Source organism: Granulicella sp. L60 (genome assembly GCF_009765825.1).
In the GTDB taxonomy this organism is placed as follows: Bacteria; Acidobacteriota; Terriglobia; order Terriglobales; family Acidobacteriaceae; genus Edaphobacter.
Map to the genome: position 1 here is coordinate 359,927 of NZ_LMUR01000018.1, position 12,059 is coordinate 371,985.

A 12,059-nucleotide genomic window follows, 5' to 3' on the forward strand; every position below is an offset into this window, starting at 1 on the left:
AGATCAGAAGGCGAACTGCAGTGAGGTTGAGATCGTTCGCGGGGGTGCGAGGTGCGCGGTGTTGCTGCTCGCGTTGGTTCCGGTGATGTCTCCGGCGGCGATCGTGGAGTAGTAGCGAACGTTGGAGATATTGTTACTCGTGAATCTCAACGTTGCCAGTTTGGAGAAGAGTGTTCGGGAGTAACGGAAGCCGAGGTCGAAGGTGTTGAAGCCTTCGGTGGAGTGAAGGTTCTCGTCGTCCTGGGTGCGGCGCCCTGTGAACTGCCAGTTTCCGGTGATGTTGAGGTTTGCGACGCCGGGTACGCGGTACTCACTGTAGAGATTGGAGTGATAGGCGGGGATGCCGACGAATCGTTTGCCATCGGTTGCCTGGACTCCCGTGTCGTTTAGCCGTGCGTTCAAGGCGGTGAAGCCTCCGTCGATGAGGAGACGATGAAAGAGCGTGCCCTGAGCGGAGATCTCCGCTCCGAAGTTTACCTGCTGGCCGACGATCTCGAATATGGTTTGCCCGGTGGTGCCGAAGGCTACCGTGTTGGCGAAGGGACGTTCGAGGCGGAACAGTGCGGTGGTGATGTTGATGGGCTGTCCGTCGGTTTTGAAGCCGATCTCCCACTCCTTGCTGCGGTAGGGGGCTAATGCCTGGTTGGCGTTCACTGTGCCGCCGGGTGCGATGTCACCTTGCTGGAGGCTGCTGGCATAGGTTGCGTATGCAGTGGTCGATGCCGTTGGCTTGTACATGACGCTGGCGGATGGGCTAATACCGTTCTTGTTCGATCCGCTGGTGCGCACATTGCTGGAGTTGTTGTTGTCTACGCCGATCCAATCCTGGCTGGCGGCGAGACGGATGGAGAAGCGCTTGGGGAACGAGATGAGGTCGCCGAGTGTGAAGCCCTGCTGGTGGACGACCGCGGATTGATACAGGCCGACGTTCTTCGGGAGGCTAGCGGCGGGCGGTGCAAAGATGACAGGATTTGCGATGTTGGCTGTGCCGAGCAAGACGCTGGCGGCGGATGGTGAGATGTAAGAGTACTGGTTGAAGCGGTAACCTTCGCTGGCGACGACTACGTCCTGCTTGAGGCCCCACTTCGAGACCAGGCCGGTGATGTAGCCGAGATCGCTTTCTACGCCGAAGCGAGGTGCGAAGCCGGTGGCGAGCGAGGTGCTGTAGTCTCCGTTGTTGTCGGTCAGATTGTTGACTGGGGTGTCGATGAAGCGGTCGAGGCGCTGTGCAAGGCCGCCGGCCATTGCATGCCAGTTCGGGGAGAAGTCATGCAGGAGGCGCGCGCTAGTGCTCTGGGTGGTGAGGTTCACGCCGGCGTAGGCCTGGCCGTATCCCACTCGGGTTGGATCGGGTGCGTTGGGAAGGAGGAGTGTGGGTGCGGGGTCTTGAGGTGTGCCGGTGGCTTTCTTGTTGGGGCCGTAGGTGAACCATCCTGGATAGCCGCGCTGGACGAGATCGTATGCGCTGTAGTGAGCGTCGATGGTGGTTTTGTTGGTAGGTCTTAGATCAAAGGCGAACTCGGCCAGGCGGCGGCGGAGGCGGCTCTGATCGACGTAAGCGGTTCCATCGCCAAAGAGCAGGTTGCTGCGGTAGCCGAAGATCTTGTGGGGTCCGAGGCGGCCGCCGGCATCGCCGTAGATGGTGCCGATGGAGCTGCTGTCCTGCTCGAGATAGATGTTCGTGGTGCGGTCTTCGGTGGGACGCTTGAGGATGAAGTCGAACATGCCGGAGGGGTTGGCCGGTCCGTACATGGCTGCTCCGAGGCCGTTCTCTACCTGCAACTCCTGATACTGTTCCATGGGGTTGGCGCCTGTGATTGCGATTGCCATGCCGTCCATGCGGGTGTTCTGAGCGATTGAACCCTGAACTCCGCGGGTGGCAGGACGGAGGATCTCCGAGCCCTGCTGCTCGGTGAATGAGACCAGAGGGAGATATTTGAGAGCGTCGCGAAGGCTCTTTACCTGGGTGTTGACGATCTGCTCGGAGGGAAGGACTGTGATGGTGTAGGGCTGATTCACGATCGGCGAAGAGCCCAGAACGCCTGGGTCGACGTTGTCGACGTAATATCCATCTGTAGTGGTTCCGGGGCTACCACCGTTGACGGTGACGGAGGTGCTGGCACCGGCGAGGGAGAAGGACAGGTCACGTGTCATATTCTGGCCGGCATAGATGGCTAAGGCTGGAACGACGATGGTTGCGAAGCCTGATCTCTTCGCCTCGAGCCTATAGGTTCCTGGCGGTACGGAGGCGAAGGTGTACTGCCCCGTTTGATTCGTGGTTGCTTGAAGGGTGTTGGACGTTTGAATATTTTCCAGCGTGACCGTAGCGTTTGCTACTACGGATTGATCGGGATCTTTGATGGTTCCGCTTAGCTGGCTGGATTGGGCGAACGCCTGCGCTGATGCAAGCAAGAGAAAGGACAGGCAGAGTGTAAGGAGGATGCGTGAGCTTCTGAAGAGGGAGAGGGGGACAACGGCGTAGCGAGACATCGCGCTCCTTGAGAGTGGCGCCTCCCCTAGTCGATTCGTACAAAACTAAGATCGCGCTGGGGAGGGTGTTGGTAGAAGAAGGTTTGTGGCAGCGATAGGGTGGGCGCGCGTTTGGCAGCACTTTGTTCGATTTCGCACAAGAAAACGTGTGCCTTTAATTTCGAATTTATATGAATAGAAATGCATGGTCAAGCTTACGAATGGCTGGAGATGTTTGTGCGGCGTCATAGGAGAATATGTTGTCGCATAGCGCTAACATGCGTTCTCCGCAAAAAAGTGCTAAATCTATAGTCCATGCCGAAACTCGATCCCATGTTGACTCCTCGTGAAGCAGCCCGTCTGATCGGAATCAGTTATCCCACGATCAAGCAGTGGATTCTTGCGGGCAAGCTGAAGACAAACAAGACGCCGGGCGGACATCATCGTATTGCGGAGTCGGTGCTCAAGCCTTTTCTGGCGAAAGACGGTGCAAAACTTTCTGAGGAGTCGCGCGCGCGATATCGCCGGGTGAGCGGGAGGAATCAGATCGTTGGAAAGGTTGTCAGTGTCCGCATTGAGGGTTTGCTTGCCGAGGTGGTCGTCGGTACAGCAGATAGCCACATCACGGCGATTATCACGGCGAATGCGGTGCGCGAGCTTGCGTTGAAGAAGGGCGATTCCGTTGCTGCTCTTATTAAATCCACCGACGTGATGATCGAGCGACTTGGGGCTTCGGCGTAGTTTTCAAAGCAGAGAATTCGTGTTCTCCCGTTGACTGGGGTGTGTTTACCGTTGGCGCAGCGCCAGATCAATCCGCATGTTTTATCGAAAGAATATAGGGACGATAGGACTTTTGCTAACGTTGACGGAACGGCTGTGATGTTTCGTAAGGTAATCACTGATAAATGAGTGTTTTCAATGGCGCTAGAGAGAACATATGATTCACAGAGCGACACTGCCTCTTTAGGCTGTGCTTCAGCGCGGCATGACAAAGCAGTTCAATTTTCAGAGATGCGCGTACAAGTTTTCGCAGCAAGTACTCTCAATGCATAAAATGGACGACGGATTGTAAACGCGGTTTCTCTCGTCTTCTTGGACAGGACGATTATTGGAACCCCCAACAAGCTGCTCTTGCACGATGAGGAATCCACTTGCGAATTCAACGAACGATCTCTTTAGCTTCAGTGGTTACGCTGGGTCTAGGACTGTTTATTCAGGGCAGCATCGCTCGAGGCCAGGGAGCCTCGGTCTCCGGCGTAGCTCCTGCACCGCACGCGAAGCAGATTCACTTGAAGCATGTTTTGGTGATCGGCCAGACAAAGGGATTTGAGCATGACTCCATCTCGGCGGCGATGAGTGCTATTTATGTGATGGGCAAAGAGAGCGGATTGTGGGATACGACTCTGCGAACGGATACGGAGTTGCTTACTAAGAAGAGCTTGGGCAACAATGCAAAAAATCTGAACTACTTTGATGTTTTGATCTTTGCGAGTACGACAGGCGAACTCGATATGGATGCGAGTCAGAAGGAAGATATGTTGTCCTTCATTAAAGAAGATGGGAAGGGCTTCGTGGGAGTCCATGCCGCTCTCGATACCAACTACAAGTGGCCGGAGTATGGGGAGATGATTGGCGGCTGGTTCGATCAGCATCCATGGGGGACGTTCAACGCACCTATAGTTAATGAAGATCCTGAGTTTCCTGCCGTGCGTCATCTGCCAAAGAAGTTTGTGAAGTTTGACGAGATCTATCAGCCAAAAGAGTGGTCTCGCGATAAGGTCAATGTACTTCTGAGCCTGGATTCGACGAAGCTCGACTATGAGAACAATCCACGGATACATCGGACGGATCATGACTTTCCGGTGGCATGGAGCAAATCCTATGGCAAGGGTCGCGTCTTTTATTCCACACTTGGCCATACGGAAGAGTCCTGGGAAGATCCGGACATACGCAAGATGTACTTCGAGGCCATCAAGTGGGCGCTTGGCATGACAGAGGGCAGTGTGTTGTCCCATCCTCGGATGACGAAGCCTTAGGGGACAAGTTCAACCGATAGTCAGCATGGAAGATGGATGGTGTGGTTTCGCGGCATGCACAGGAGGATTGCAGACTTTCATGAAGAAGATTGGAATGGGGTTGGTTGGCCCAGGATTTGTAGCAGCTCACCATATTGACGCGGTTCGGCGGCTGGGTGATGTCGAGGTTATAGCCATTGCGGGTTCGTCGCAGTCGTCCGCGGCGAAGAAGGCGCGCGAACTCAAGGTGGATCGGTCGTACGGAGATTTCAAGGAGCTGATTGCAGATCCTGATGTGCAGGTTATACACAATACAACTCCAAACCATCTTCATCTTCCGGTGACGTTGGCTGCGCTGCGAGCTGGGAAGCACGTGATCTCCGACAAGCCACTCGCTTTGAACTCAGAGGAGGCGCGCCAGTTGCGGGATGAGGCGGCGGCGAGTGGCGTGGCGAATGTTGTAACATTTAATTATCGTGGGAATCCGCTGGTGCAACAGGCGCGCGGAATGATTGCGGCGGGCGAGACGGAGGGTGTGACGTTTGTGCATGGCCACTATCTTCAGGATTGGATGACCGACCCTAGCGTGTACTCCTGGAGGTCCGATCAGGCCAAGGGCGGTGTGTCTTCCGCGTTGGGGGATATTGGATCACATTGGTGCGATCTTGCGGAACACGTAAGCGGATTGAAGATTGATTCGGTGCTTGCGGATCTGACGACGGTAATACCGATTCGTTATTCGGCGGGATCTTCGGGAGAGGCTTTCTCGGCGGGAGTCACGGGGGAGCGAAGGCCGGTGGCAGTGCAGTCGGAGGATCTTGCGAGTGTTTTGCTGCGGTTTGAAAACGGCGCTAAAGGGACATTTTCTGTAGGGCAGGTGCTTCCTGGTCACAAGAATGACCTGCAGCTCGAAGTGAATGGAAGGGCGTGCTCTCTGAAGTGGAAGCAAGAGGAGCAGAACGATCTCTGGATCGGTTACCATAACCGGCCGAACGGTGTGATGGCTAAGGATCCGTCGCTGGTCTCACGTGATGTGCGGCCTTATGTCCATCTACCGGGTGGTCACCAGGAGTCCTGGGCGGATGCCTTCCTTAATGTGATTCGAGATGCCTATCGATGGATAGGCGAAGGCGGAGCGGCTGAGGCAAAGTCGGCTATGCTTCCGACGTTTGAAGACGGCTACCGCTCCAGTTGCGTGGTCGATGCGATGTTGAACAGCCATGCCGCCGGTGGTGTCTGGCAAAAAGTAAACTACAGCTCCACGTGATCGTAGTTTTGATGGGGATTCGAGTCGGAAGTTTAGCGAAGTGGAAGTGAGGAAGATTCATGAGACTGGGAGTATTCACACCGCTGCTGTCACAGATGTCGTTTGAAGATGTACTTATTAAGCTAAAGGCGTTTCAGATCAATACGGTCGAGCTTGCAACAGGAAATTATCCTGGGGATGCGCATTGCAAGTTATCGATGCTTGAGGATGCGGGCGCGCTGAAGGAGTTCAAGAGCACGCTGGATAAGTACGGTGCGAGCATCAGTGCGTTGAGTTGCCATGGAAACCCACTGCATCCTGATCCGGTGCAGGCGAAGCAGGCGCAGGATGTAAGTCGCAGGACGATCCTGCTGGCGGAGAAGTTGGGCGTTTCGACTGTGGTCGATTTTTCCGGCTGTCCGGGTGATTCGCCCGATGCAAAGTCGCCGAACTGGGTGACCTGCCCGTGGCCTCCGGAGTATCTGACTACGCTTGCGTGGCAGTGGGATGAGGTCGTGGCGCCGTATTGGGTGCGGCATGCTGAGTTCGCCGCGCAACATGGGGTGAGGATTGCGATTGAGATGCATCCTGGTTTTATGGTGTATAGCCCGGAGACGATGCTGCGACTTCGCGCCCTGGCGGGGCCATCGATCGGTTGTAACTATGATCCGAGCCACATGTTCTGGCAGGGAATCGATCCGATAGCGGCGATTCGCGTACTAGGTGATGCGATCTTCCATGTTCATGCAAAGGATACTCAGCTTTATCCCTCCAACCTAGTTCGTACAGGCGTGCTCGATACGAAGCCATATACGGACGAGCGAAATCGTGGGTGGATCTTCCGTACTTGCGGATATGGACATGGTGCGGAGTGGTGGAAGGAGTTCGTCTCCACTTTGCGGATGTTTGGGTACGACGACGTGCTTTCCATCGAGCATGAAGACAGCCTGCTCTCGTCCGAAGAAGGCCTTACGAAGGCAGCACAATTTTTGAGTGAAGTTTTGATTAAAGAGAAGCCCACAGCTGCCTGGTGGACATAGTGCTACAGAGCCGCAACGGAGACATATGAATCGTAGAAGTTTTCTCTCATCAACGGGTGCGGTGATCGCGAGCGGGACCCTTAATGCTTTTTTGCCTACAACGATGGCAGCAGCCGCGCCTGGTGGGAAGCCTGACCATGTCCTTCGTATCGGGCCGTGCTCGCTGGACATCGGTAAGGGAGTGACGATCAAGACGCTCTCTTATAACGGACAGGTTCCGGGGCCGCTGCTGCGACTGCGTGAGGGTGTGCCGGTGACGATCGATGTTACGAATGCCAGCTCGGGAGCGGACCTGGTCCACTGGCATGGATTGGCGATTGACTCGTTGAACGACGGTGCGATGGAAGAGGGTTCGCCGATGATTGCGGCAGGAGAGACGCATCGGTATAACTTCACCCCGAAGCCCACGGGGTCTCGCTGGTATCACACACATGCTGCGGCTTACGACGATCTAACGCTTGGGACTTACAGCGGACAGTTCGGATTTTTGCTTATCGAAGGGAAGCAGCGACCGGCGCATTATGACCAGGAGATCAACCTGGCGATTCACCACTGGGAGCCGTCGTTTGTGCCCATGGTGCAGACGATGCGTGAGCAATCATCGAATATGCCGCTGACGGCAGGCTCCGATGTGGGGTATAAGTACGCAACTATTAATGCTCATATGCTGGGCGAGGGTGAGCCGATTCGAGTCAAGAAGGGGCAGCGTGTGCTGATGCGTCTACTGAACGCCAGCGCAACGGAGAATGTTGTACTTTCGCTTCCGGGCCATAGCTTCAAGATTATTGCGATGGACGGGAATCCTGTACCGACTCCACGTTCTGTAGAGGTATTGTCGCTAGCTGTTGCGGAACGAGTGGACGCGATTGTGGAGATGAACACGCCGGGTGTCTGGGTGCTTGGTTCGACGCTGGAGAAGGCTCGGGAGATGGGACTTGGCATCGTCGTTGAATATGCGGGGCAGACGGGTGCTCCTGTGTGGAAAGATCCAACGCCGCAGGATTGGGATTACACGCAGTTTGCTCATGCCGGTGAGGCGTCGAAGCCTGATGAGACGTTCGTTCTTTCGTTTAGAGATATAGGGCGGCGGCGCGGCAGCAAGTTCGATAGGTGGACGATTAATAACAAGTCCTGGCCTGAGATTGAACCGCTAACGGTACAGCAGGGGAAGAGGTATCGGATGGTCTTTCGTAACGGCAGCGGTGATCAACATCCGATCCACCTGCACCGGCACACATTTGAAGTGACACGGATTGGAGACAATCTGATGAACGGGTTAATGAAGGACGTTATTAACGTGATGCCGCTGGATACGGTTGAAGTTGACTTCGTCGCGAATAACCCAGGGGATACTTTGCTGCATTGTCACCAGCAACTCCACATGGACTATGGATTTATGCAGTTGATCAAGTATTCGACATAGATGGCTGGAAAGTAAGTGCGATCATTTCGCTAAAGTAGCAAGCAAGCCCACCTTGATATATGAGGATGTTTTTCCACTTATGAAACAATTACTGGTTCTAACATTTCTGATCTTAGGGGTAGGGGCGGTTGCAGGTGAGGGAAGATCTGCGACTCTTTGGGTGACTCCGGCTCCCGGGCCGGTGGCTGGGTCAACAGCCGGAGCGATGCAGGCCTCAGATGCTAAGCCTGTGGAAGACGATGCGGCGAAGGTCTTCGCGCGACATTGTGCGATCTGTCATGGCGACAACCGAGAGGGTATCCCGCCCTCCTTTCCGTCTTTGATCGGAGTGAAACAGCAACTGACAAACCAGCAAATCACGGACATCATTCACGGTGGCAGAGGACGCATGCCCGGGTTTCCTCATCTTCCGGAGACAGAGTTGACGGCGCTGCTGCGGTTTCTAGGGACTAGTGGAACGCCTTTATCTTCCATTCCTTCCGTAGCTAGTGATAGTGCCTCGACGTCTCCTCTAGTCCAAGCAGGTGGAGCGCTCTTTCAACAGAGATGCGCATTTTGCCATGGGCGGGATGCTGCGGGTGGAGAGCTTGGGCCGGACCTTACCCGATCCAAGCTGGTAGCGGCTGACGTTGGAGGGGACAAGATCTCTGAGGTCGTGCGAAATGGTCGTCCCGAGAAGAAGATGCCGGCCTTCAACTTCTCCAATCAGGAGTTGCTAAGTCTCGCGGCCTTCATTCATGCTCAAGAGGTCAAGGCTGTGTCGCAAAAGGGTAATCGCCGCGGCGTGGACGTCTCCGATCTTCAAACTGGAGATGCGCAATTATATGGAGCTTTGTGAGCTTACGAGAAAGCACACCCATCAGTTTTGAAGATGGACTAGTCAGTTGCAATTAGCAAGGGTAAGAGGAAGTAGAAGCAAGAATTGCTTTAGAATTTCCGATTGCTCTACGGCTGTTTCGTAGATCGATGACTGTGCTGAATTTTGGCCGCTAGAAATGCGGCCAGTAAAATGTCATCAGCGCGGCTCGGAGACTGCTTTCTAGGATCTGAAGGCTACTCCCTGAGCTTGCAGATAGGCTTTGCTGATCTTGACTAGATCGAGGGGAACGAGCTGTGTTTTTCCGTCGTTGTCCAACTCCACCATTACCATGCCATGAAGCTTTCGTTTTTCCATGAGATCTAAGATGGCGGGGATGTTTACCTTACCTTGGCCGAGGGGACAGTAACCAGAAAGGTGAGGGTTTTCTCCGTTGTAGTCTTTCAGATGCATGTGCTCGATGATTGGCAGGAAGTCTTTAACCACTTGGACCGGATCTGAGCCGCCCTTCATCAGTTGGCCGATATCGGGGCCGAATCTTACATATTTGGTATTCACTGAATGTAGTACCGCGTAGGTTTCATCGCGGGACTCCACACATGTGCCAGTGTGCTGGTGCAGGGCTGCTGTTATTCCTACGTCGCTTACTGCCTGACAAATGTCATTCAGAGCGGCAACGATATTTGCTTTATTTGCGGAGAAGTCGTAGGTGCTGCGGTCTACGCCATTCGGCCCAATGACTGTAACTGTTCCTCCGTATTTTTTGACGATAGTAGCCCAGCGGACGGCTTTGGCGACCTCGTCTTTTCGCTTCGCAGTATCCATCAGGTTCATGCCGCAGTACGCAGAGATCAGTGGCAGTTGATGAGCCTTTAGAATTGCGTCCAGCCCTCCCGGATTATCTTCCCACGTGTCCAGGACCTCTCCGAAGGTCTCAAACCCATAGAAGCCTTCGCTGCTGACGTCGGTGATGGCAACCGTAACATCTTTGTTGGGCCAGGTGATGCCTGTGTGGCCGATTTTAATTCGGCGCTTCTCTGCGGCAGACAACCTAGTGGGCAACACTGTACCCGCGACGCTCATTGCAATTGCTTTCGTTACGTCGCGTCGGCTGATGACCTGTTTCATGGGTGATTCCTCCGGAGTGTTGCCGTAGCAACAGCTCTCTGCACGTCATGTAGGCACGATGGTGGTTTCATTGGCGTGGATGATCGGTTCAAAAGATAAGACGTTTCTGATTGTCCTCGATCTTTTCACGAGGCACGCCGGGGACAGAGGATACTTCCAGCCAGGTTTTGAAGTTCCCATGCTGATCTCGATATTGAACGATCGCCTCTGCAGCCGTTTTGGAGATGCCAAGCGAAGACTCAATCTCCTGGACGCCTGCCTTGTTTACATTTACCTGAGCGGAGATTGTGGAAGGTGCCGGAGAAGTGGATGAGTCAGTGTTGGAAGAGGGAGCTATATTGTCAGGGGTAGATGGTTGGGATGTAGCTCCTGTCGAGGCGGGATGATCGCTCTTCGGAACGGATGGTCCAAAGTTAGTCGAGAGGTACTTAACGAGCAGGTCTATCTCATCATCCGACAGGTCAGCGCCTCGAGACACCATTTCGTTAACAATTTGCGTCCACCCATCTGTGGAAGCTCGCTTCGACGTGATGACGGCTGTGCTGTGACAGGAGACGCATGCTCTTTGAATGACTGGCTTACCTGGGCCATCCGGCAACGGGGTACCGGGCGCTGCAGGAGGATTGGATTGCGCGACTGCACTGCATAAGGATGCAGTCATAAGAATTGATAGAGTAATTTGCCTGATCATAGACTCCCCGGTCTACATGCTTTGTTGTGATGGTCGCAGATGAACAGTACGCTCTGTATTTTCCGGCTGTCACCAGTATTGCGGCTGGCGTCACGATCCTGGTCTTCGAGACGTTTTGCCGCTCTACATATGCTTTTACTGATAACAATGATATCTGCTGTCTGCCGTCACAAATAGTCTTCCTTGTCATTTCAATATCGCTACATATATCTGGATCGCGGCATTCGATAGCTCTGCATAGTGTTCCTGAGGTTGTTCGTGGAGACTTCGCAAGCTGATTTGCCTGGACCGTAGCGTGATTCGCATCGAGGTTTCGTTCTTAAACTTCTCCTTCGTCCAGAGGCTATGCTTCTTGGAGCTTTGATATTTAAGAAATTTGAATTGCATAATACGCACATTAAGAATTATAACGGTTCGGAAGGAAAAAGCGGAGTGCTGAGTTCATAGTGCTGTACCTCAAGTGATTGATAACAACATTGTGCGGTTTATTTCGAGCATAGCCACTATTCTGCCAATGAATATGTAAGTAATGAAGCCGCATACGAACGTGGAGTGGCGGTCAGGTGAGAGGGTGCATGAGGATACGGATGTTGGTTTTGGGTACGCTGGTTATCAGCGCGGTTGGGTTTAAAGCTCAAGGGCAAACAGATTGGCCCAACTACAGCCATGACGCCGGTGGGACCAGATATTCGCCGCTCAAACAAATTAATAGAAAAAATGTAGCGAAGCTAAAGCTTGCCTGGACCTTCGACACGACGGCGATCGTAGCTGCTGTTCCAAGATCAGGAAGCCCCGCACGCCCGAACGCTTCAGGGGCTTCTGCCAATGCTGAGGCAGACCAGAGCGCCAAGCAGGGTGATGGGATGCCAGGTGCAGAGCGTCCTGGTGGTCACACATCTCCGGTTCGCGTTCGTGTTCGTCAGTCAAAGAGCACACCTTTGGTCGTTGGCGACACGATGTACTTTTCGACGCCTTACGATCGTGTGGTCGCGCTCAACGCGCAGACGGGCGCGAAGATCTGGGAGTACGTACTGCCGTACTCACCTGCATCGCGTGGTATCTCCTATTGGCCGGGAGAGGGACACGACGCACCCGAAATATTCATCGGGACCTCGAACGGACGCCTGATTGCTTTGAACGCCACGAACGGAAAGCTCATTTCTGGATTTGGTGAAGGTGGAATCCTCAATGTGCGAGATGGAGTGGCGGATAAATATCCTAACAACCACT

The 12,059-nt window shown here is 54.0% G+C and carries 10 protein-coding genes; 7 read left to right on the top strand and 3 right to left on the bottom strand.

Annotated features, from left to right (window positions below; all coding sequences use genetic code 11):
- Window positions 1-3: 3 nt before the first annotated feature.
- Window positions 4-2,490: a TonB-dependent receptor gene (locus GSQ82_RS11915; RefSeq protein ID WP_158792503.1), complete on the bottom strand. Its 2,487-nt coding sequence runs from the start codon at window positions 2,488-2,490 to the stop codon at window positions 4-6.
- A gap of 312 nt (window positions 2,491-2,802) precedes the next feature.
- On the opposite strand from GSQ82_RS11915, the gene GSQ82_RS11920 reads away from it, so the two are divergent.
- The 6 genes from GSQ82_RS11920 (at window position 2,803) to GSQ82_RS11945 (ending at window position 9,031) form a co-directional block, all read left to right on the top strand.
- Window positions 2,803-3,210 carry a helix-turn-helix transcriptional regulator gene (locus GSQ82_RS11920; protein ID WP_254061594.1) on the top strand — a complete coding sequence of 136 codons (408 nt, stop codon included), beginning with the start codon at window positions 2,803-2,805 and terminating at the stop codon, window positions 3,208-3,210.
- Between the two features lie 410 nt (window positions 3,211-3,620).
- A complete protein-coding gene (locus GSQ82_RS11925) occupies window positions 3,621-4,505 on the top strand; it encodes a ThuA domain-containing protein (RefSeq protein ID WP_254061595.1) in 885 nt (294 codons plus the stop codon).
- A 79-nt stretch (window positions 4,506-4,584) separates the two neighbouring features.
- Entirely contained in the window at window positions 4,585-5,751 is a 1,167-nt protein-coding gene (locus tag GSQ82_RS11930) for a Gfo/Idh/MocA family protein (RefSeq protein ID WP_158792505.1), read from the top strand.
- Between the two features lie 59 nt (window positions 5,752-5,810).
- On the top strand, window positions 5,811-6,770 hold the full coding sequence (locus GSQ82_RS11935) for a sugar phosphate isomerase/epimerase (protein ID WP_158792506.1): 960 nt from the start codon (window positions 5,811-5,813) through the stop codon (window positions 6,768-6,770).
- A gap of 25 nt (window positions 6,771-6,795) precedes the next feature.
- Window positions 6,796-8,193, top strand: coding sequence for a multicopper oxidase family protein (locus GSQ82_RS11940; protein ID WP_158792507.1), 1,398 nt, complete (start codon window positions 6,796-6,798; stop codon window positions 8,191-8,193).
- Between the two features lie 79 nt (window positions 8,194-8,272).
- Entirely contained in the window at window positions 8,273-9,031 is a 759-nt protein-coding gene (locus GSQ82_RS11945; RefSeq protein ID WP_254061596.1) for a c-type cytochrome, read from the top strand.
- 201 nt (window positions 9,032-9,232) lie between these two features.
- Here the strand turns inward: GSQ82_RS11945 and GSQ82_RS11950 are convergent, their stop codons facing one another.
- Together GSQ82_RS11950 and GSQ82_RS25720 are read right to left on the bottom strand one after the other, a co-directional pair.
- Window positions 9,233-10,138 (bottom strand): sugar phosphate isomerase/epimerase, encoded by a 906-nt coding sequence (locus GSQ82_RS11950; protein ID WP_158792508.1) that lies wholly within the window; start codon window positions 10,136-10,138, stop codon window positions 9,233-9,235.
- 88 nt (window positions 10,139-10,226) lie between these two features.
- On the bottom strand, window positions 10,227-10,829 hold the full coding sequence (locus GSQ82_RS25720; RefSeq protein WP_371417199.1) for a helix-hairpin-helix domain-containing protein: 603 nt from the start codon (window positions 10,827-10,829) through the stop codon (window positions 10,227-10,229).
- Between the two features lie 587 nt (window positions 10,830-11,416).
- On the opposite strand from GSQ82_RS25720, the gene GSQ82_RS11960 reads away from it, so the two are divergent.
- A partial coding sequence (locus GSQ82_RS11960; RefSeq protein WP_158792510.1) for a PQQ-binding-like beta-propeller repeat protein occupies window positions 11,417-12,059 on the top strand: 643 nt, incomplete at its 3' end.